The following is a 21,495-nucleotide window of genomic DNA, read 5'->3' as shown; positions in this document are numbered from 1 at the left end:
ATATTACTTAATTACGAATTCAAATGAACCAATGGGGGTACGGCTAATGAACAAGTCCATCAACATCCAAGATACGTTCTTGAACCAACTGCGGAAAGAAAACATTCCTGCTACGGTCTATCTGACCAACGGCTTCCAAATCCGCGGAACGATCAAGGCATTTGACAATTTTACGATCGTCATTGACAGCGACGGACGCCAGCAAATGGTCTACAAGCACGCCATCTCCACGTTCACGCCGCAACGCAGCGTATCGCTGATGCAGCAAGACAACAACGGCGAAGCTTAAAAAATTACGAAACCTTTTTATCAACCATTTCGTCTACATGTATAGGAATTGAAGCAGAGCAACCTGAATAAGGGTTGTTCTTTTCATTCCGGGCAAAATAAGTTTAATATAAGCTTAGCCAACAGACGAATAGAAATTACGTAACCGAAAGGGAGTCAGGAGGTAACATGCCAAACGATCCGTTGTCGAGGTCTAATAATCGCAATAGCAATAATAAGTCAACCAAAAAAGCGAAACCAAAGACCTCTAAAAAGAAAAAAATTACGGGTAAAAGCGTTGGATGGACACTATTTTTCACAATGGCAATCGCCATTTTCTGTGCACTAGGTGGGTATTTGTTTATTATGGTGAGTGGGCAGAAGCTGCTCGACGCCAATATGGACAAAACTACGATTAATGAAACGTCCAAGGTGTATGACCGTAACGGTCAACTCATGGGCGAATTGTCCATCAAGAAATTAGAACCGGTGGATAGTGATGCTATTCCGAAGTTATTGAAAGAAGCCTTTGTTGCGACAGAGGATAAACGTTTCTATGAGCATCAGGGTGTAGATATCTGGTCGATCGGACGTGCCGCGGTAAAAGACGTCATGGCTCGTTCAATGGTTGAGGGCGGAAGTACGCTGACGCAACAACTGGCCAAAAATATGTTTTTGTCACGTGACAAAACATTTTTCCGGAAAGCAACGGAAGTATCCATCGCAATGGCGCTGGAGCGCAAATATACCAAAGACGAAATTTTAACGATGTACCTGAACCGAATTTTCTTCGGTCATCAGCGTTATGGCATCAAAGCAGCGTCAGAATTTTATTTTGGCAAAAAAGATTTGAATGATTTAGAATTGTGGCAAATTGCAACGCTGGCTGCAATGCCTAAAGGGCCTTCAGCGTACAATCCACTGAGTAACCCTAACGATTCCAAAGCGCGTCGTGCTGTTGTTCTGCAGCTCATGTATGAGCAAGGTTACATTAGTAAAGCTGAGATGGACAAAGCGAAGGCAGTCGATTACGACTATACGCCACCAGAGAAAGAGAAGAAGTATCAGCCATTCATCGACTACGTTCTTCGTGAAGCAGAGCGTGTAACTGGCAAAACAGAAGATGATCTCAATATTGGTGGATACAAAATTTACACAACGATGGATGCTCAGGCTCAAACCGCAATGGAAAAAGCCTTTGCAGATGATAGCTTATTTGAAGAAAGCAAAGACGATCAGAAGGTTCAAGGCTCAATGGTAATTATGAACCATGAAAATGGTAGTCTCGTTGCGCTTCTAGGTGGACGGGATTATCAGACTAAGGGGTATAGCCGGGTAACACAGAGCCGCAGGCAGCCAGGTTCAGCCTTTAAACCGATCGTTTCATATGCACCGGCGCTAGAGACAGGCGATTATAATGCTAACTCTGCTCTAAGTAATGCGAAGCAATGTTTCGGTAATTACTGTCCGAATAACCTACACGGATATTCTTCGACGATTAGTATGACGGATGCAATTACTAAATCAGAGAACATTCCGGCTGTATGGCTGTTGGACAAAATTGGTGTGAACACAGGCATAAACTTTGCCAAAAGTGTTGGTATTCAAATGGCAGATGAGGATAAGAACCTCGCGATCGCCTTAGGTGGTCTGAGCAAAGGTACGAATACACTGGAAATGGCTCAGGCATATAGCGCCTTTGCAAATCTGGGTGAGTACCAACAGGCTTATTCAATTAAAGAGGTCGTAGACAGCACGGATAAACCGATCTATAAGCATGACAAATCAGACACAACTCGTGTTATGAGTGAACAGAATGCGTATCAATTGACTCAAATGCTGCAAAATGTAGTTAATGATGGTACTGGACGTTCTGCACGCTTAGATCGACCGGTGGCGGGTAAAACAGGAACTGTTCAAAGTGGAATCGCTGGCAATAGTGCGAACCGTGACGTATGGTTTGTTGGATATACGCCAGAATGGACGGCCGCCGTGTGGATGGGTTACGACAACCCTGATGCGACGCACATGCTTAAGAACAGTAGTAAACTTTCAGCAGCTTTCTTCGCTAAAGTTATGAGTGATGCGTTAAAAGGTGTACCGGTTAAGGAGTTCAAGGCACCGGCAGGCGGTCAGACACCTATTCCGGAACCAGAACCGGAACAACCGCAACTGTCAGTGAGTGGTTTGAGCGGATCGTATGATCCTACAACGCAAATTGTATCACTCAACTGGACAGGAACAGGGGATTCGAATACACAGTATCGGATCTACCGGAAGGAAACATCTGAAGCACAGTTTACACATCTTATTGATTCCATTGGAGCAACCAGTACGCAGGATCTAAGTGCTCTTCCGGGACTAACCTACGAGTACTATGTGACTGCTTATGATTTGGCTACTGGTGTTGAAACTGCACCTACCAATACCATTTCTCTCATGATTGAAGCGCAGGAAGCGATACCAGATGAAACTGAGCCAGATCCGGATCCAGGATTGGATCCAGGCACAGAGCAACCGGGAGTAGATAATCCGGATGATGGATCAAATGGTAACGGCAATCCTGGGGACAACAATGGTAACGGTAATCCAAATGGTAACAACGGAAACAATGGAAATGGTAACAACGGTAATAACGGCAATAATGGCAATGGAAATGGTGGATCGGATCAAGGCGGCGGTCAACCAGGAGATGGAGGTACTCCTCCGGAACAAGGCACAACTGACCCTGGTAACACTGGTGATGATTCTACAGGTGGGACTGTTACGACGCCTGGTGAAGTAATGAGCCCTGATCCTGGTAGTGACGGCACAAACCAACAGCCTGATGCGCCAGCTAGTACTCAATCAGGAACAGATGGATAATTCGTTACGCTGATTCCAATCTTTCATGCATAAGAACCTACTTCCCGATTAACTCGGGAGGTAGGTTCTTTTTTTGATTTTCTCACAAATGAAAGATAACGATTGAGATGGGTTAAAGCTTAATTTTGAGTGTATAACTCAAATATGGTAAGCTGTAACTATTCGTAATACGCCTGCGCAAAGCCGAATAAGAGCTGGTTGCTCGAAGTTTGGTAAAGGGGCGTATGCATTGTTCACCAATAATAGAGCAGGTCATGACCTGTAGTCGGCAAAGAGGGGTTCGTATGAAACGGAAATTCGGGGATCGCGCAAACTGGCGCCGGATTACGAACCGACAATTTACATGCCGGTTTGTTCAATCCAAAATATTTACAGGATACATCACATTGTATACGATACAGGATCTAAAAGAACCTCTATGGAAAACCTATGGGGGAAGCACATTCTGTATCGCAGATAAAGGTTACTCTTGGTTACAGTATTATCCCAAAGGAGAACACTTTGTCGTCACAGCGATGTTTGATGACCAGGAGCGTATCGTAGAATGGTATATTGACACGTGCCGCAGTCAAGGCATAACGGATCAAGGGGTACCATGGTTTGATGATCTTTACTTGGATGTTGTTGTTTTAAAGGACGGAGAGGTGTTTCTGCTGGACGAGGATGAGCTTGAAGATGCATTGTCTCGCAAGCACATTACAACCGGAGACTACGACTTGGCAAATAAGACCGCTAAGGAACTGCTGCACGCAATTGATGCGCATGTATTTCCGTATTTTCAATTGTCATTGAAGCACCGACAAACGTTGTTCGAAAATGGAGAGTTTAGAAAGAACGTTCAGATTTAATGTTTAACAAGGCTTTATACCATGAAAGATGAGGGCGTGGTTTCATTTTAATGAAGCCATGCCTCTTTCGTATGCTTCTGAAAATGAAAATAAGCGTACAATCTTCCGTCAGATAACTTGGAATTGGTTGCATGAGGTAATCGAGTAATCGCATATACTGTCTTAACGAGGTGATTACTGTGGACGAGAGCGCCAGAAAAATAACTGTAAATGATTCTCGCATTAATATTGTTTTCAAAAGCCAGGATCTCTTAGAGATCACATCCGAGCAAGCGGAAGACATGGCATTAATCAGTAATCATTATGAATCGGCAGCAGATATATTTCGGGATATGCGAGAAATGATTGGGTTAGAAAAAGTTAAAGATCTGATATACGAAATCTACGCGCTGATTCAGGTGAAGAAATTTCGAGATGAGCAAGGACTCAAAAGTAGCAAGCAGGTTTATCATATGATTTTTAAAGGCAATCCAGGAACGGGTAAAACTACAGTTGCGCGAATCATTTCTAAGATGTTGAATCGGATGGGCGTCTTAAGTAAAGGGCATCTTGTTGAAGTGGAACGAGCAGATTTAGTCGGTGAATATATTGGGCATACTGCATTAAAAACAAGAGAATTAGTGAAAAAAGCTATGGGTGGCATTCTATTTATAGATGAGGCTTACAGTCTTGCTCGTGGCGGAGAGAAGGATTTTGGAAAAGAGGCCATTGATTGTCTTGTTAAGGTGATGGAAGATAAAAGTGAGGACCTAATTATTATTCTTGCGGGGTATCCGAATGAAATGGGGGATTTTTTAGAGATTAACACGGGTCTACCTTCAAGATTCCCTATACAAATTAGCTTTGATGATTATTCTACAGATGAACTGATGCTGATTGCGATGAAGATGGCTACGGAGAAGGACTACAATATTACGTCTGATGCCATGATCAAATTAAAAGAACTGATTCAATACGAAAAAGACATTCGTAATCATTTTAGCAATGCAAGATATGTTAGGAATGTGATTGAAAAGGCGATTAGGCTTCAAGCGGTTAGACTCATGGGCAGACCGGGTAACATTTCCAAACAAAATCTGATGGATCTATTAGCGAGAGATATCTCCTCCAAAACGATGGAAACGAGCTTGAACAATCATATTATTTTCCAATAATGCTGACTGGAATATTTGAAGTTTCTGCTAAAGTAAGCGATAATATAATTTTGGATCAGCCGACCGGTTTAACCGGTTCGGCTTAAAGTATGCGATACCAAAACGTTCTGTGAAAATGGGACGAGTTGATGTGGATATAAGGAGTGAGTTGACTAATGACAAGTGGAACACATGATACAGATCAAGTTAAAAAAGACCGCGCTATATTGGTTAGTTTAATTACGGATGAAGTTAAACGATCTGGAATCAATCCAGAGTATTCCTTGGAAGAGCTTGTAAAGCTCGCTGAGACAGCTGGAGTAGAAGTATTGAGTGTGCTCTCTCAAAATCGGGAGACACGGGATACAAAGTGGTTCATCGGTAAAGGGAAAGTGGAAGAGCTTCGTGCAGCAGCAGAGGAGCTAGGAGCTACCACGGCAATTTTTGACCAGGAGTTGTCTGGGGCTCAGGTTCGTAACCTGGAAGAAGCGTTGGATCTCAAAATTATTGACCGTACACAATTGATTCTAGACATATTCGCTCAACGTGCTAATACACGCGAAGGTATCATTCAAGTTGAATTGGCTCAGTTAAGTTATCTGTTACCTCGCTTATCGGGTCACGGTAAAAACTTATCACGGCTTGGTGGTGGAATCGGGACACGGGGACCAGGGGAGAGCAAGCTCGAGACGGATCGTCGTCATATTCGTGGTCGTATAGATGATCTCAAACGTCATCTGGAAGAAGTAACAAGGCACCGTAAATTGCACCGTGAGCGCCGTAAGAAGACAGGTATTGTGCAGGTTGCTCTTGTTGGCTATACCAATGCAGGGAAATCTACGTTGCTTAAACAACTAACGTCAGCTGATGTATATATTCAAGATCAATTGTTTGCTACCCTAGATCCTACATCTCGCACAATGGAACTGCCGAGCGGCAAAGAGATTGTACTTACCGATACTGTTGGATTTATTCAAAACCTTCCGCATGATCTGATTGCAGCATTCCGTGCAACGTTAGAAGAGGTCAATGAAGCAGATCTCATTCTTCATGTTGTAGATGCTTCCTCGGCAATGCGCGATGATCAGATGAGAACAGTAGCTGATATCTTACAACAGCTTGGTTCAGGGGACAAGCCTCAATTGGTTCTCTACAATAAAAAAGATGCATGTACACCTGAGCAACTAGAAATGTTACCTCTGGATAAGGATCACATCAAAGTGAGTGCGCTGGACGAAGCTGATCTTCTGAAAATACGTGAACGTATCCAAGAAGAATTAACGGGCGAAACCAAAAGATTCCGTATTCCTGCGGAACGTGGGGATCTTACCTCGGTGTTATATAAAGTCGGAGATGTAGTAGAAACTACATTTGAAGAGAATGATGTTATTTATCAGGTAGAGCTGCAAACTGGTGAATATGAGAAATACGGATATTTACTTGAAGATTTCATCGAGTCGTAATATTCGTGACACATTCATGTGATAAGTTGACACAATATATGCGATTAAGAGTCAGATTCGAGCAATGAAGGGGAATGAAGTACGATGGTAAGTTTTGATTCAACAATTGTTGAACTTCAACAACAAGTAGAAATTCAGATTGAGCAACAATTGAAAAAGATAGATCAAATTACGGATCATAATCAATGGAAAGTGATTGATGCTTTTCAACGTAGACAAGTAAGTGATTTTCACTTCGCAGGTTCTACAGGCTATGCCTATAATGATCGTGGTCGTGAAGTGTTGGACGAGGTATATGCGGACGTATTCGGCGCAGAAGCTGCGCTGGTACGTCCTCATTTTGCGTCAGGTACACATACCATTGCGACAGCTCTATTCGGTGTACTACGTCCGGGGGACGAACTGTTGTACATCACAGGTAAGCCTTATGATACATTGCATAAAGTTATTGGTAAGCCAGGTGATGGCACGGGTTCTCTTCGAGATTTTGGAATTGGATATCAAGAGACGGCATTGCTTGACGATGGTCGTGTCGATTGGGAAGCAGTAGAGAAGTGCATTACACCAGCGACAAAAGTAATCGGTATCCAACGTTCGCGTGGCTATGACTGGCGCTCTTCCTTCTGCATCGACGAGATCGCAGAGATGGTAGCAAGAGTGAAAGCGATCAAGGCAGATGTCATTGTATTTGTCGATAACTGTTACGGTGAATTCACGGAGCAGCTTGAACCCACGCAAGTGGGTGTAGACCTTATGGCAGGATCGTTGATCAAGAACCCTGGCGGAGGAATTGCTGAGACAGGTGGATACATATGTGGAAAAGAAGAATATGTTAAGCTTGCTGCATATCGTCTGACCGCACCTGGCATTGGTGGTGAAGTTGGTGCCATGTTGGGAACAACCCGGGCAATCTATCAGGGACTTTACATGGCGCCTACGATTGTTGGACAAGCCATTAAAGGAAGTACCTTTGCAGCAGCAATGTTTGCAGCATCTGGTTTCGTGACTAAGCCGGCATGGAATGAACCGCGTACAGATCTGATTCAGGCAGTACAATTCAGCTCTGCAGAGCATTTAATAGCTTTCGTACAAGGGATTCAGCGCGCTGCAGCAGTAGATAGTCATGTGGTACCGGAACCGTGGGATATGCCAGGATATGAACATCCTGTCATTATGGCGGCAGGTACATTTATTCAAGGTGGAAGCTTGGAATTATCAGCGGATGCACCAATTCGTGAGCCTTTTATTGGCTATATGCAAGGTGGATTAACCTACTCCCACGTTAAATATGGCGTTTTGATGGCATTACAAGCGATGAAAGATCGCAAATTATTGTGAGTTTATCTAACACGTCATTGACACTTAGTAACATCTAAATGTACAATAAGGTCAAGAATAGATGACTGGAAGGTTGATGAACATGGGTGACGAAATTCGCAGAAATATGGCCTTATTCCCGATAGGTATCGTAATGAAACTGACGGATCTGTCCGCACGGCAGATTCGTTATTATGAGCAGCACAGCTTGATTGTTCCTGCGAGAACATCAGGTAATCAGCGTTTATTCTCATTTAATGACGTTGAGCGTTTGCTCGAAATCAAGGCTCTGATTGAGAAAGGCGTTAACATTGCAGGTATCAAGCAAGTAATGAATCCAGTATCTAAAGAATCCGAAGAAGCGACTGTGATTACAGCCGATACGGAAGTGAAGCGCAGAGAGTTATCGGATACACAACTGCATCGTTTGTTAAAACAACAATTGGTGTCAGGTAAGAGACCTGGACAAGTATCTCTCATTCAGGGAGAGCTTTCCCGCTTTTTTAATAAATAGTAAGTTCGTATAACCGGGAGGGTAAGAGTAAATCATTCAATTGGCAAGCATGACGCCTTGACCCGTGGAACTTTCTAATGTACAAATATAACAAGCAAGCCAAATACGCAGATAAGAAAGGGAGAGGAATCATGAGTTATACAAAAGAAGACATTCTCCGCATCTCCAAAGAAGAAAACGTACGATTCGTTCGATTGCAATTCACCGACTTGCTGGGGGCGATCAAAAACGTTGAGATTCCTGTAAGCCAGTTGACGAAGGCTTTGGATAACAAAATGATGTTTGATGGTTCTTCCATCGAAGGTTATGTTCGTATCGAAGAATCCGACATGTACCTCTATCCGGATCTTGACTCTTGGCTTATTTTCCCATGGGTATCCGACAACCGCGTTGCGCGCTTAATCTGCGACGTATATCTACCAGATGGCAACCCATTCCCAGGTGATCCACGTGGTATCTTGAAACGCAACCTGAAGGAAGCCGAAGAAATGGGATTCACTTCCTTCAACGTTGGTCCTGAACCAGAATTCTTCTTGTTCAAGACGGATGAAAAAGGAAACCCAACGAACGAACTGAATGACCAAGGTGGGTATTTCGACCTTGCGCCAACAGATCTTGGCGAAAACTGCCGTCGCGACATCGTAATTACACTTGAAGAAATGGGCTTTGAGATCGAAGCATCTCACCACGAGGTAGCGCCAGGTCAACACGAGATCGACTTCAAGTATGCGGATGCATTGAAAGCGGCAGACCAGATCCAAACGTTCAAACTCGTTGTTAAAACGATTGCGCGTCAGCATGGATTACATGCTACATTTATGCCAAAACCATTGTTCGGTATGAACGGTTCCGGTATGCACTGTAATCAATCCTTGTTCCGAGGCAATGAAAACGCATTTGTTGACGAGTCGGACGAACTGGGCTTGAGCAAAACTGCACGTCACTTCATGGCTGGAACTCTGAAGCATGCTCGTGCGTTTGCAGCAATCACTAACCCGACTGTGAACTCCTACAAACGTCTTGTACCAGGTTACGAAGCACCATGTTACGTAGCATGGTCTGCAAGTAACCGTAGTCCAATGATCCGTATTCCAGCTTCACGTGGTCTGAGTACACGTGTTGAGGTTCGTAACCCGGATCCGGCAGCTAACCCTTACCTGGCTTTGGCTGTTTTATTGAAAGCAGGTCTGGACGGCATCAAACGTGAGCTTTCCTTACCAGCTCCAATTGACCGTAACATTTACATCATGTCAGAAGAAGAGCGCGTGGAAGAAGGCATTCCTAGCTTGCCAGCTGACCTGAAAGAAGCATTGAACGAATTGATCCGCAGCGAAGTCATCTGTGATGCTCTCGGCGACCATGCCCTGGCTCACTTCTACGAGCTGAAAGAAATTGAGTGGGACATGTACCGTACACAAGTCCACCAATGGGAACGCGATCAATATATCACTTTGTACTAATCCCCGAATCCCTTGCGCCACATGGCGTGAGGGTTTTTTCTTTTTGTGGGCAATAGATTTATTTGTGGAATGTGTGCAAGTGTTCCCCGAATATTCTCCTCGAATGCCCACGAACATTTGATCGTAGAGCTGACCATAGTGACTCAAACGTTAAAAATAATCCAATAGACTACTGAAAACAGATAGATTAGAGGTCAGTTTAGAATTTAGAGCTAATATAAAGATCAAGTATAGTGATTATGTAATTCAGAGCGTTAGTGTATCAAATGTTACATAAAACAATGTAAAAATATACTATTATTGTATTTGTGATACATAAAAAATACTAGGAGATGATCTTGTGGCTTTGAAAAAAATATTAACTGCTTCTGTTTTGTCTCTTTCCCTCTTGGCAATCTCTGTACCAGCAATGGCAAGTCAAGCCTCTGATATTACTATTATGAATAAACAAAAAAATGTGACGATATATCAAGACTTTCCTTCGTCTGCTGACATTCCTGCGACTAAATTTTATTCTGATGCAGATGGTTATTACGGGATGCTCAGAAGAACTAATATTGTTCAAGTTAGCCCATCCCATGTGAGAGCCTACTACTCAGGAACTGTTGTACAAGATCTGGGCTAAAAGAAATAACCCGCTAACCAAAAAGGTTTGCGGGTTATTGTTTATACTATGTGTTAATTAACCTGCCTGGTCAAACGACTGGGTATTTTGTTGTTGCTGAATTTGTCTTATGTAAGACATCATGTCTGGGTATTGCACTTAAAATGTACCCCTATATCAACAAGTGATGATCATTACAAATGATTAATTTGACTTTTATAATGGCTCAAGACAAAAATATTCAACACGATGTTCAATCAGGGGGAAGGAAACATGAATAATATTATATGAATGTTTCTTCTGCACAAAAGATGTCAGTACTGTGGACGTAGATTTGTTGAAAAGATCACATATAGAATAGTATAGGAGAACTCAACCTACAGCCTATGGCTGATAGGTTTTTCTATTTATATAAGTACAACAGAAGGACATAAAAAAATAAATAATCTATAGACTGGTTACGTATATTTATGGTGAAATATCAAAGAACGGTTCATAGTATGTACTGCTGGTGAGCATTCGTTTATATGAGTGAGAATATCCCAATTAGATGTTCAAATTAGCAGTCAATATAGCATCATAATGTAAAGGGAAGGAGTAACGTTACTTATATCTCAGTTTTACCTGTATACATAGTTGTGTGGATTAGTAGTGTTATATGTATGGTTACGCTCCTACGTTTAAAGGTGTATGCTGTCCTGGGATGGTTAGTAATGACTAATGTAAAATAGTTAAATAGTATTAATATGTTGAAAGTTTCATATAGATACGTTATAATCATTTATGTTTTTAACAATTAAATTTTGTTAAATTAAAAATCCATTAATTGGAGATGTTTATATGAGTCAAGCGAAGCAACTTGTTTCCGAACAACGGACATTTTTCTATACAGGTCAAACTAAAAACGTAGAATATCGTATTCGTGCTCTTCAGCAACTAAGAGTAGGAATTGAGAAATATCAGCAACGCATATTAGATGCATTACGCGCTGATCTGAATAAATCAGAGGCTGAGGGATATGGCTCAGAGATTCGAATTGTACTGGGTGAATTAGATTTTGCATTGGAGCATTTAGAGGAATGGGCTACGCCTAAATCTGTACCTACAGCTACAGCTATACCTGATGGAGTAAGTACCATATACGCTGAACCGTACGGAGTTGCACTGATTATTGCACCTTGGAACTATCCATTCCAACTCGCTTTTGGGCCACTCATTGGAGCGATTGCAGCGGGGAACTGTGCCGTTCTTAAGCCATCTGAATTAACACCAACAGTTTCTCATCTGATCAACGATCTGATTCAGGATGTATTTCCTAGAGAGTACATTGCAGTCATGGAAGGTGAAGTTGATACAAGCACGGAGCTATTAAACGAACATTTTGATTATATTTTCTTTACAGGCAGCACGGGTGTTGGACGCATCGTTATGAAAGCCGCTGCTGAACATCTGACTCCAGTTGCGCTGGAACTGGGAGGCAAAAGCCCGGTCATTGTTCACAAGGATGCGGATCTGAAGCTTACGGCTCAGCGTATTGTACGTGGTAAATACCTCAACGCTGGACAAACCTGTGTAGCACCAGATTATTTATTTGTACATGAACAGGTGCATGATGCATTGATTGCGTTAATTCAAGAAGAGATTCAGGACAAGTTCGGAAATGATGTAATGAAGAATTCTGATTTCCCACACATTGTTAATGCCCGTAACTTTGATCGTGTGTCGAGATTCCTTGAAGATGGTAAAGCGCTGATTGGTGGTCGTTCTGAACGTGATCAACTGCTTATTGAACCGACAGTATTAGGGGATGTTGACTGGAGTTCAGCAATAATGCAAGAAGAGATCTTTGGCCCGATTCTTCCTGTGATGACCTACCAGGATCTTAACCCCGTGTTAGATGAGATTGTTCGTCGTCCAAAACCATTGGCATTATATCTATTCACACAAGATGAGCAATTACAGGAGCAAGTTCTGAATCAAGTGTCCTTTGGTGGAGGCTGTATTAATGATACGCTGTCTCATATGACTTCGCATTACCTGCCATTTGGGGGCGTGGGGGAAAGTGGTATGGGTTCGTACCATGGACAGCAAAGTTTTGATGTGTTCTCCCATCACAAAAGTATTATGAAACGTAGCGTACGTCAAATATTCCATTAGTTAAGAGTAACGAAAAAAAAGAGGTTGTCCTAAACAATAGGACAGCCTCTTTTGTGTATTTCACTTCATGTGTAGAAATTGAAGACTGAGAATCAAACCTTATTAATGAATATCGCGGAAAAGACCAATAACTTTACCTAAGATGCTAACATGCTTCAAACGCAGCGGTTCAAATGTGGCATTCTCCGGCTGAAGACGAATATGATCCTTTTCTTTATAGAAGGTTTTCACAGTAGCTTCGTCATCCTCAGTCATGGCAACAACGATATCACCGTTATCAGCAGTTTGTTGTTGACGTACAATCACATAGTCCCCATTTACAATACCTGCTTCAATCATACTATCTCCTACGACAGAAAGCATAAATACCTTTTGTTCGCCTACATAATGAGTAGGAAGAGGGAAGTAGTCCTCAATGTTCTCGGTTGCTGTGATAGGAACACCGGCAGTTACTTTACCCACAACAGGAATGCGAGCAACGCTGTGAGCGAACTGGTGGGAGTGCTCTGATTCTTCTTGGCTTAACAATTCGATAGCTCTTGGTTTCGTTGGGTCTCTTCTAATAAGACCTTTCTTCTCCAAACGATCCAAATGTCCGTGAACCGTAGAGCTGGAAGCTAGTCCAACAGCTTCTCCAATTTCCCGTACGGAAGGAGGATACCCCTTCAACCGGACTTCATTGCGTATAAACTCCAGAATAGCCTGTTGCCTGCTGGATATCTTCGACATACCGTATCAACCCCATTTAGTAACGTTTGGGAAAATTATAACATAGAACCTCCGTTCGTACAAACATAAGTTCTAAATAAAATGGGATAAAATCAAGAAAATTGCTATAAAAAGATTGAATTTTAAGCATTGAAAATACATCTTGCGACTAAAGGAACAACTTGAGGAAGAATTAAGTCGGAAATAAAGCGAAAAATAAGCGAACAATTGTTCTAAAAAAGTTGTTGAACAAAACAAATGTTCGTGTTATATTGATTTCAACAGATAGGAACAAATGTTTGGAGGTCGATTTTTAATGAGATATTCAACTTATCAAAGTATTTATGAACCAGTAAATTCCGAAGCGGTTAAGACTAACATAGGTAATTTCCAAAAATCATTTGCACAGCTAAAGATGCCAACCTGGATTTTGAAACTGTCTTTGGTGGCTTTCATTATAATCATTGGATGCAGTACAGTGCTCACTGTATTTGCTGGAAATGAGAACGATTTGTTGCCCGGAGGCAAAATTGCAGTTTCTGAAGGTGATACGTTATGGAGTATTTCTGTAGATTACAAACCAGAAAGCATGGACACACGTGTATATATAGAAGCAATTAAGCAAGTGAATCAGCTTCAATCGACTACAATTCGAGCTGGACAAGTACTGGTTTTGCCCCAGATTTCCCAATAAAGAGTAGATTCTAACGAGCCAGCCGCCGCCGACCTTGACAACCCGTCCTGATCATGTCAAAGTTAATATGACTTTGTAATTTTGGAGGGGACAAGATTGGATATAGATAGCCTAGTAGCACGTATTAATGAATTGGCTCGCAAACAAAAATCTACTGGTTTATCAGAGGATGAGCTTGCTGAGCGTGCAAAACTTAGAGAGATTTATTTGAACAACATCCGTAGCAATTTCAGACAACAGTTAGATTCCATCGAAATTGTGGATGATGAGAAGGATCAAGGCCGCCAAGGCAAACTCAAACACTAGAGAAACCTAATGATATCATTACGATATTTAGGTTTCTTACTGTTATTTGAGATTGCTGTTTTTTTTAGATAATTGAATTTATAAGTTTTCAGCGAAGCTGAACAAATCACTTATCGCAAGAAAAACTTCAGCTAAGCGCGGTCTGTCTTCTTTGAAAGTACGTCGATAGACGTTTTTCTTATAAGGGGGAACATTTGGTTTACATTCTTGTAAGCCGATACAAAGACAATAAGGGGGATTCTCATGGCTCGTTCGTTCGAGAGAACGGTTCGGAAAAATTCTAAGCAGTTGAATCAACAACGTAAAAAGAGTGGTCAGCAAGTTTCAGGTACACCAGGAGTCGACATTTTTAAAGGTCGTAGCCTGTTGTTCCCTATATTCTTGATAGGACTTGCGTTTCTGTATCTGTTTATGAGTACATTTCTTGTGAAAGCTCCAATGACAACCTGGGATTGGGTTACCATGCTGCTGTACGTATTTTTGGCTGTGATCTTTCTCCTTCGTCGTCCTTACCTTAAGATTGGAAACAGTACGATAGCGACAATTAAAGGTAACCGTGAACGGTCGATCGGCGTTGACGATATCGTGAAGTTCCGAATTGAGCCTGGCTCAGTTGTTATTGAACACAACGGTCGTGGTAAGAGATGGGTATTCACTAAATTGTTGAACCGTTACGATACGGATGCGATTACTGAGCGTCTTTTGAGATTTGCTAAGTCGCATCAGATTACTGTGGAAACTTACGAGCAAAAGTAATTACTGCATAAAGGGGAAGATGACCGTAATGACGTTAAAAGCGATTTTGTTCGATCTAGATGATACATTGTTATGGGATGAGCGCAGTGTTAGAGAAGCTTTCCATGAAACTTGTCTTGTAGCTGCGCAAGAGACAGGCGTTGATCCGGCTGAACTTGAAGAAGCTGTTCGCAATGAAGCACGGAATCTGTATGAATCTTACGAGACATTTGCGTTCACCAAGATGATTGGAATCAACCCATTTGAAGGTCTTTGGGCCAACTTCACAGGTGGCGATCAACCGGAGTTTCGTCAGTTAGAGCAGCTTGCTCCAGTGTATCGCAGGGATTCATGGTATCGTGGTCTCTTGAAATTGGGTGTGGATCGTAAAGATCTTGCGGACAAATTGGCATCCCAGTTTGGGGCAGAGCGTAGATCTAGACCTCATATCTATGAGGAAACGATGGATACGTTACGTCATCTAAAAGGAAAGTTCAAACTTTTGCTTTTAACGAATGGTTGTCCAGCTCTCCAACAAGAGAAGTTAGATGGTGTTCCTGAGATCGTATCTTTCTTTGATGAAATCATTATTTCTGGTTCTTTTGGTAAAGGTAAACCTGATCCTTCTATCTTCCAGTATGCTTTGGACAAATTAGGTGTTCAACCTGAAGAGAGTATGATGGTTGGAGACAAGCTCACGACGGATATTCGCGGTGCTTTATCAACTGGGATTAAGTCAGTATGGATTAATCGTGAGAACAAAGAGAACTCGGAGACGTATACACCTGATCATGAAATTAAGCATCTCTCGGAATTGGATCGTATTATTGCTACTTTCTAAAGAGATTTGCATTGTTATTTAATTGCCTAACATTAATGACTTGTGTTGAGATGACAATCCATCCAGCACGGTCATTGATGTTTTTTTATTTTTCAGAGAAGAAAGCATGTGCGGAGATCATAGTCAATATTTTTTTTTTTTTGTAAAAGTTATTGAAATAATATTTTACCTGGATTAGAATATAACTAACATACTAGTATGACTAGTATACGGAAGTTAAAGTAATGGTTATTTCGAATTTTGGTTTTATTGAGAAGTTTGAATATACCTTTTTAATTTCGTTTATTTTGTAAGCGCTTTACATAATATTGATTCAGTTAATAAAGGATCACAGATTACAAAAGATTCAAATGCTTGTCTGGGTAAAACGCCCAGATGAGGAACCATCACCTGATGAAATGATATCGCTTACAATTAAGGCTTGTTTATTCCGCAGTGGGGGTGAGATTGGTCTGTTGGTATAGTCTTCAACACAAAGAAGAGGTGGGAATCGTAATTGAAGTTTTGGTTCTCAGTTACATTATCAAGATAGGGATCGGAGTGAATGACACATGGAGTCTGAAACAGCTAAAGCCACACTAACGATGACATCTTTACGTAAAGAGAGCAAGCTTAGAACAATGGGAGCAATGTTCCGCAAGGATTGGCAGTTGTACTCATTGTTAATTCTACCCATTATTTACCTTGTCATTTTCAAATATGGACCAATGATCGGCAATATTATTGCATTTAGACGTTTTGTACCTGGGGGAAGCATCTTTGGAGAAACTTGGGTTGGACTAAGATACTTTCAAATGTTCATCCAAGATCCAACTTTCTGGAAAGTGTTTAGCAATACGTTAATGTTAGGTGGACTCGCATTGCTATTTACTTTTCCGGTTCCAATCATTTTTGCCCTTTTGCTAAATGAAGTGAAAAGCAAACGTTTCAAAAAATTCGTGCAAACGGCTTCGTACCTTCCACATTTTCTGTCGATCGTAATCGTAGCAGGCATGATTCTACAATTGACCTCAGTAAATGGTTCTATTAATAGTCTAGTCTCATTTTTTACGGGTGAGAGCATTCCGTTCATGCAAAGAGCAGAGTGGTTTAGAACCATCTATATTACCTCTGAAATTTGGCAGGGAATGGGTTGGGGAGCAATTCTTTATCTTGCGGCACTGACAACGATCGATGACTCCTTATATGAAGCAGCCCGTATCGATGGAGCAAACCGATGGAAACAAACGATCCATGTTACGATCCCAGGTATATTACCAACGATCGTCACCTTGCTTATATTGAACATGGGTAATTTCTTAGCTGTGGGTTTTGAGAAAATCTTACTCTTATACAACCCACTTATATATGAAACTTCTGACGTGATTTCAACCTATCTATACCGCGTCGGTATGGGAACAGGTAACTTTAGCTATGCAACCGCGATTGGGTTATTTGAATCGGTGATTGGATTGATTCTGGTATTCTCGGTTAACGCAATCTCACGCAGACTGACACAGCGAAGCTTGTGGTAGAGGAGGGACAGCATGATTGAATCTAAATCCTATAAAGTGTTCAAAGTATTTAACGCCATTTTTCTGATCCTTGTTGTATTCATTACGCTTTATCCGTTCCTTAATGTTGTAGCCCAATCATTTAGCAGCGAGTCCTACATTAACTCAGGTAAAGTAAGCTTGTTCCCAAGAGGTTTTAATGTAGAAACGTACAAAACGATTTCCGCGGACAGCATGTTCTGGACCAATTATAAGAATACAATTATCTACACTGTTGTTGGTACGCTGATTTCGATGTTCATGACAACGATCTTTGCGTATGCTCTCTCCAAGAAAAGACTCATGGGACGTAAATTTCTAACGATGTTTGCGGTGTTCACAATGTTCTTTAGTGGAGGTTTGATTCCAAACTATGTGTTGATTAATTATCTTGGTTTCAACAATACGATGTGGGCAATTGTAGTTCCTGGTGCAATTAGTATCTATAACATGTTAATTATGAAGTCATTCTTTGAAAATATGCCTGAGGAGTTAGAGGAAGCCGCAGCTATTGATGGACTGAATACGTATGGAATCTTGCTGAGAATTATACTGCCACTAAGTAAAGCAGTCATGGCAACAATGGTTCTATTTTATGCAGTAGGTCATTGGAATTCCTGGTTTCCAGCATTCCTGTATCTCGATAAAAAGGAACTGTTTCCCGTTACGATATACTTGCGTAATATGATCGCTGGCGCGACCGGTGGAGCTTCAGCAGGTGCTTCTGCCGATAACTTAACTCAAATTGCCGCAAATATTAAATCCGTTACGATGGTACTTACCATTTTACCTATTCTCACGATTTATCCATTTGTTCAGAGATATTTTGTAACCGGTATCATGTTGGGGTCAGTTAAACAATAGTCCCAATTCGATATAGTTCTCATTTGAATTTTAAGGCCAAACTTAAACCACATGCAGGGGGTAACCAAATGAAACACAGACCAGGTAAGCTTGTAGGCAAGATGGTTTTGGCAACAATGATGAGTGTTGTTCTGGCAGCATGTAGCAGCGGGGGTGGTAGTGAAGGGAAAGTAGAACCTGAGACGTTGGGGGCAATGGAATCGTATACTGTCGGTGATACGTTTAAGGCAACGGAACCGTTTAAGCTGCCAATCCTGTACAGTGATCATCCATCGTATCCGTACAATAAAGATTGGCTATTGATAAAAAAGATCACGGAGCTAACGGGCGTAACATTGGATCCAACGATTGTGCCGATGAGTGATTATTCACAGAAAAGATCGCTTCTGATCAGTTCTGGTGATGCGCCATTAGTCATTCCCAAAACGTATCCTGGTGAAGAGTCAGCCTTTGTATCCTCAGGTGCGATTCTGCCAGTGAGTGATTATGTTGATATGATGCCTAACTTCAAGGATAAGGTAGAAAAGTGGGGACTGGAAGATGAGCTTGAAGGATTGCGGCAAGAGGACGGAAAATATTATGTACTCCCAGGTCTCCATGAAGAAGTGTGGCCAGATTATACACTGATTGTCAGAACGGATCTATTTGAGAAAAATAATATTGCTATTCCTTCGACCTGGGAAGAGTTATATGATGCAGCTAAAAAACTTAAAGAAATTTATCCGGATTCCATTCCGTTCTCCGATCGCTTTGAATTCAACAGCACGTTGAACATTGCTGCAACTAGTTTTGGAACAAAAGGTGGATGGGGATTTGGTAACGGGTTAACGTATAAGGCAGATCAGGATGAGTTTGTGTATACTGCAACAACACCAGAGTACAAGGAGATGCTGACGTACTTTAACAAGCTGGTGTCTGAGGGACTTCTGGACAAAGAGAGCTTTACTCAAGACGATGATCAGGCTACGCAAAAATTTGTCTCAGGTAAATCCTTTATCATTAACGGTAACTCGCAAACCGTTGTGCTGCATCGTAATGATATGAACAAAACATTAGGTGAAGGAAACTTCTCTATTGCCAAAATCACCGTACCTGGTGGGCCAAAGGGTCAATTGATGTCCGGTTCTAGACTTGAGAATGGAGTTATGATCTCAGGCAAAATTAAAGACAGCGAATACTTTAAAGCAACGATGCAATTTATTGACTGGTTATATTACAGTGACGAAGGTCAGGAGTTTGCTAAGTGGGGTGTTGAGGGAGAGACATATACCAAGCAAGACGGCGTGCGCAAATTAGCGGATGATGTGAATTACAACGGATTGAATCCAAAAGGAACGAAGGATTTACGTATTGATTATGGCTTTTCAGGTGGTGTGTTTGCCTATGGCGGAACGACAGATCTGCTTCACTCCATGTTTAGCGAGGAAGAGTTAAAGTTCCAAAAGGCTATGAAGGATACCAAGGAAGTCATTCCGGCAGAACCGCCTATCCCATACTCCGACATTGACCGTGAACAGGTTACATTGTTAAACACGCCTTTGAAGGACTACACGGATCAGAATACGTTGAAATTCATCTTAGGAGATCGTGATATCTCGGAATTTGATACATTTGTAGCAGAGTTAGAGAAACAAGGCTTGTCACAGTATATTGAAATCTCTAATGATACGTACAAGAAGTACAAAGAAAATAAACAGTGATGGTATCTAATCTATAATGTACCTATTACCTATTGCCGTTTCACTGATCTAGTTTAAGTGAGACGGCAATTTGTGATAGTATGGGTGGATACGGCTGATAGAAAGAGGTTAAGCGATGTCACTTCACCAGAAGATTAGAGGCTCAACCCGAGCTTATTCATACAACCTCATCAAAGAACGCATATTTCATCTAGAGCTTGAACCTGGAACCAAGATTTCGGAGAAAGAAATTGCTGATGAATTGCAGGTTAGCAGAACCCCAGTACGAGAAGCGTTTATGAAGCTTGCCGAAGAGGAGCTGCTGGATATCATTCCTCAGAGTGGAACCATTGTTTCCAAGATTAATCTGGAGCATGTTGAAGAAGGGCGCTTCATGAGAGAGAAAATTGAGAAAGAAATCGTTACGCTCGCGTGTTCCTCGTTTGATGAAGAATACAAGTTTAAAATGGAAACCAACATTGCGATGCAGGAAGTGAGCGCGGACAAAAACAATTTTTATAGATTGTTTGAGTTAGACGAGGAATTTCACCAGATTCTATTTCTAGCTACAGGGAAAATGAGAACCTGGAAAATGCTTCAGCAGCTCAATATTCCCTTTAATCGGTTACGAATATTGCGGCTCTCTGAGGTTTCCAACGCCAGCAATATCATTTCTCAACATAAGGAAATTTATCAACTGATTACAGAACGCAAGACAGATCAAGCAGTTGAAGTAATGGAGCAGCATCTTCGTCTCGTTGTGGTGGAGCAGGAAACGATTAAGAGTAAATATCCACATTATTTCATATGAAAATACAATTGGTGTATAATGACTTCATACACAAAACCCCCTGTTCCGCGGAACAGGGGGTTTGTTGAGCACACACAATCCTGTATGTGATTAATTTTGAGCTTGTTTAATGAATGTAGGATCTGGATATGGATCAGCAATCCAACCATTCTTCTCGATAAAGAGTCGAACAGCGATAATTTGTTTGTTCTCCATTAATGTGAAGAAATGCGGTGTACTTTCTGGCACAGAAATAACGTCTCCAGGAGACAACTCAACATTAAAATAACCGACATCATCAGTGGCTTTAATAACAAAGATACCTTTACCCGCTACAATTGCACGGATCTCATCCTCCGCATGGGTATGAATTTCTTCAAACTTAGCGAGTTTCTCCTCAATGTCAGGGGTTTGTTCAGATAATGTGATGACATCCCAAATCTGATACCCGCGACGTGCAGCTAAGTCTTTGATTTCATGGTCAAAGGTTTCGAGAACGGCGCTTTTTTGATCATCCGTAAGTGCAAAGTTGTTTTGCAGCTCGGAATCCAATTTAGACGCATCCCATTTTTCGTATAATACTTCATATTTGTCTAAGAAATTTCGAACATTTTCGTCTCCAGTGATACGTTCGTTCGTATTTCGGATTACAATTTCAGCCATGTTCTTTCCCTCTTTTCCACTTGGTTTAATTGATATTATATCGGCTGCAACGAAT

20 protein-coding genes are annotated in these 21,495 nt (G+C 41.5%); 18 read left to right on the top strand and 2 right to left on the bottom strand.

The annotated features are described in order from the left end of the window. The first annotated feature begins 46 nt into the window (after window positions 1–46). The 10 genes from hfq to J2T19_RS05260 all read left to right on the top strand — a co-directional run bounded on the left by hfq (window position 47) and on the right by J2T19_RS05260 (window position 12,628). Window positions 47–289 carry an RNA chaperone Hfq gene (gene hfq, locus J2T19_RS05305; protein WP_056689929.1) on the top strand — a complete coding sequence of 81 codons (243 nt, stop codon included), beginning with the start codon at window positions 47–49 and terminating at the stop codon, window positions 287–289. Window positions 290–456: 167 nt separating this feature from the next. Continuing rightward, window positions 457–3,132 (top strand): transglycosylase domain-containing protein, encoded by a 2,676-nt coding sequence (locus J2T19_RS05300; protein WP_307213852.1) that lies wholly within the window; start codon window positions 457–459, stop codon window positions 3,130–3,132. 284 nt (window positions 3,133–3,416) lie between these two features. Beyond that, window positions 3,417–3,980 carry a ribonuclease FAU-1 family protein gene (locus J2T19_RS05295; protein WP_056689934.1) on the top strand — a complete coding sequence of 188 codons (564 nt, stop codon included), beginning with the start codon at window positions 3,417–3,419 and terminating at the stop codon, window positions 3,978–3,980. A 179-nt stretch (window positions 3,981–4,159) separates the two neighbouring features. Continuing rightward, complete coding sequence (locus tag J2T19_RS05290; RefSeq protein ID WP_307214041.1) at window positions 4,160–5,134, top strand: AAA family ATPase; 975 nt, start codon at window positions 4,160–4,162, stop codon at window positions 5,132–5,134. A gap of 155 nt (window positions 5,135–5,289) precedes the next feature. Continuing rightward, window positions 5,290–6,576 carry a GTPase HflX gene (gene hflX / locus J2T19_RS05285; protein ID WP_128101716.1) on the top strand — a complete coding sequence of 429 codons (1,287 nt, stop codon included), beginning with the start codon at window positions 5,290–5,292 and terminating at the stop codon, window positions 6,574–6,576. Window positions 6,577–6,660: 84 nt separating this feature from the next. Then, window positions 6,661–7,914, top strand: a complete 1,254-nt coding sequence (locus J2T19_RS05280; RefSeq protein WP_307213848.1) for a methionine gamma-lyase family protein — start codon at window positions 6,661–6,663, stop codon at window positions 7,912–7,914. A gap of 82 nt (window positions 7,915–7,996) precedes the next feature. Further along, entirely contained in the window at window positions 7,997–8,407 is a 411-nt protein-coding gene (locus J2T19_RS05275; protein ID WP_145047238.1) for a MerR family transcriptional regulator, read from the top strand. A gap of 131 nt (window positions 8,408–8,538) precedes the next feature. Then, a complete protein-coding gene (gene glnA, locus J2T19_RS05270) occupies window positions 8,539–9,867 on the top strand; it encodes a type I glutamate--ammonia ligase (RefSeq protein ID WP_090916813.1) in 1,329 nt (442 codons plus the stop codon). A 340-nt stretch (window positions 9,868–10,207) separates the two neighbouring features. Then, the gene (locus J2T19_RS05265; RefSeq protein WP_307213846.1) at window positions 10,208–10,492 is read left to right on the top strand and encodes a hypothetical protein; all 285 of its coding nucleotides are present in this window, start codon (window positions 10,208–10,210) and stop codon (window positions 10,490–10,492) included. 819 nt (window positions 10,493–11,311) lie between these two features. Beyond that, a complete protein-coding gene (locus tag J2T19_RS05260) occupies window positions 11,312–12,628 on the top strand; it encodes an aldehyde dehydrogenase (RefSeq protein WP_307213844.1) in 1,317 nt (438 codons plus the stop codon). Window positions 12,629–12,730: 102 nt separating this feature from the next. Here the strand turns inward: J2T19_RS05260 and lexA are convergent, their stop codons facing one another. Next, window positions 12,731–13,357 (bottom strand): transcriptional repressor LexA, encoded by a 627-nt coding sequence (lexA, locus tag J2T19_RS05255; protein WP_056689962.1) that lies wholly within the window; start codon window positions 13,355–13,357, stop codon window positions 12,731–12,733. Between the two features lie 295 nt (window positions 13,358–13,652). Between lexA and yneA the strand changes: the two genes are divergently transcribed. The 8 genes from yneA (at window position 13,653) to J2T19_RS05215 (ending at window position 20,798) form a co-directional block, all read left to right on the top strand. Beyond that, the gene (gene yneA, locus J2T19_RS05250; RefSeq protein WP_307213842.1) at window positions 13,653–14,030 is read left to right on the top strand and encodes a cell division suppressor protein YneA; all 378 of its coding nucleotides are present in this window, start codon (window positions 13,653–13,655) and stop codon (window positions 14,028–14,030) included. A 96-nt stretch (window positions 14,031–14,126) separates the two neighbouring features. Beyond that, window positions 14,127–14,336: a DUF896 domain-containing protein gene (locus J2T19_RS05245; RefSeq protein WP_307213840.1), complete on the top strand. Its 210-nt coding sequence runs from the start codon at window positions 14,127–14,129 to the stop codon at window positions 14,334–14,336. A gap of 243 nt (window positions 14,337–14,579) precedes the next feature. Beyond that, a complete protein-coding gene (locus J2T19_RS05240) occupies window positions 14,580–15,092 on the top strand; it encodes a hypothetical protein (protein ID WP_056689969.1) in 513 nt (170 codons plus the stop codon). A gap of 28 nt (window positions 15,093–15,120) precedes the next feature. Next, entirely contained in the window at window positions 15,121–15,912 is a 792-nt protein-coding gene (locus J2T19_RS05235; protein WP_307213837.1) for an HAD family hydrolase, read from the top strand. Between the two features lie 584 nt (window positions 15,913–16,496). After that, entirely contained in the window at window positions 16,497–17,426 is a 930-nt protein-coding gene (locus J2T19_RS05230; protein ID WP_370874815.1) for an ABC transporter permease, read from the top strand. Window positions 17,427–17,438: 12 nt separating this feature from the next. After that, window positions 17,439–18,308, top strand: a complete 870-nt coding sequence (locus J2T19_RS05225) for a carbohydrate ABC transporter permease (protein WP_239291372.1) — start codon at window positions 17,439–17,441, stop codon at window positions 18,306–18,308. A 68-nt stretch (window positions 18,309–18,376) separates the two neighbouring features. Further along, the gene (locus tag J2T19_RS05220; RefSeq protein ID WP_307213832.1) at window positions 18,377–20,008 is read left to right on the top strand and encodes an ABC transporter substrate-binding protein; all 1,632 of its coding nucleotides are present in this window, start codon (window positions 18,377–18,379) and stop codon (window positions 20,006–20,008) included. 115 nt (window positions 20,009–20,123) lie between these two features. Further along, window positions 20,124–20,798, top strand: a complete 675-nt coding sequence (locus J2T19_RS05215; protein WP_307213830.1) for a GntR family transcriptional regulator — start codon at window positions 20,124–20,126, stop codon at window positions 20,796–20,798. Between the two features lie 90 nt (window positions 20,799–20,888). On the opposite strand, the gene mtnD is transcribed toward J2T19_RS05215, so the two are convergent. Next, the gene (gene mtnD / locus J2T19_RS05210; RefSeq protein WP_056689982.1) at window positions 20,889–21,440 is read right to left on the bottom strand and encodes an acireductone dioxygenase; all 552 of its coding nucleotides are present in this window, start codon (window positions 21,438–21,440) and stop codon (window positions 20,889–20,891) included. Between the last annotated feature and the right edge of the window lie 55 nt (window positions 21,441–21,495).

This window comes from Paenibacillus tundrae (assembly GCF_030812775.1).
In the GTDB taxonomy this organism is placed as follows: Bacteria; Bacillota; Bacilli; order Paenibacillales; family Paenibacillaceae; genus Paenibacillus; species Paenibacillus tundrae_A.
This window is presented reverse-complemented; position numbering and strand designations above follow the sequence as displayed.

Coding starts and splice junctions, on each gene's coding strand:
- hfq (WP_056689929.1), top strand. CDS start 47: ATGAACAAGTCCATCAACATCCAAGATACGTTCTTGAACCAACTGCGG.
- J2T19_RS05300 (WP_307213852.1), top strand. CDS start 457: ATGCCAAACGATCCGTTGTCGAGGTCTAATAATCGCAATAGCAATAAT.
- J2T19_RS05295 (WP_056689934.1), top strand. CDS start 3,417: ATGAAACGGAAATTCGGGGATCGCGCAAACTGGCGCCGGATTACGAAC.
- hflX (WP_128101716.1), top strand. CDS start 5,290: ATGACAAGTGGAACACATGATACAGATCAAGTTAAAAAAGACCGCGCT.
- J2T19_RS05280 (WP_307213848.1), top strand. CDS start 6,661: ATGGTAAGTTTTGATTCAACAATTGTTGAACTTCAACAACAAGTAGAA.
- J2T19_RS05275 (WP_145047238.1), top strand. CDS start 7,997: ATGGGTGACGAAATTCGCAGAAATATGGCCTTATTCCCGATAGGTATC.
- glnA (WP_090916813.1), top strand. CDS start 8,539: ATGAGTTATACAAAAGAAGACATTCTCCGCATCTCCAAAGAAGAAAAC.
- J2T19_RS05260 (WP_307213844.1), top strand. CDS start 11,312: ATGAGTCAAGCGAAGCAACTTGTTTCCGAACAACGGACATTTTTCTAT.
- lexA (WP_056689962.1), bottom strand. CDS start 13,357: ATGTCGAAGATATCCAGCAGGCAACAGGCTATTCTGGAGTTTATACGC.
- yneA (WP_307213842.1), top strand. CDS start 13,653: ATGAGATATTCAACTTATCAAAGTATTTATGAACCAGTAAATTCCGAA.
- J2T19_RS05240 (WP_056689969.1), top strand. CDS start 14,580: ATGGCTCGTTCGTTCGAGAGAACGGTTCGGAAAAATTCTAAGCAGTTG.
- J2T19_RS05235 (WP_307213837.1), top strand. CDS start 15,121: ATGACGTTAAAAGCGATTTTGTTCGATCTAGATGATACATTGTTATGG.
- J2T19_RS05230 (WP_370874815.1), top strand. CDS start 16,497: ATGACATCTTTACGTAAAGAGAGCAAGCTTAGAACAATGGGAGCAATG.
- J2T19_RS05225 (WP_239291372.1), top strand. CDS start 17,439: ATGATTGAATCTAAATCCTATAAAGTGTTCAAAGTATTTAACGCCATT.
- J2T19_RS05220 (WP_307213832.1), top strand. CDS start 18,377: ATGAAACACAGACCAGGTAAGCTTGTAGGCAAGATGGTTTTGGCAACA.
- J2T19_RS05215 (WP_307213830.1), top strand. CDS start 20,124: ATGTCACTTCACCAGAAGATTAGAGGCTCAACCCGAGCTTATTCATAC.
- mtnD (WP_056689982.1), bottom strand. CDS start 21,440: ATGGCTGAAATTGTAATCCGAAATACGAACGAACGTATCACTGGAGAC.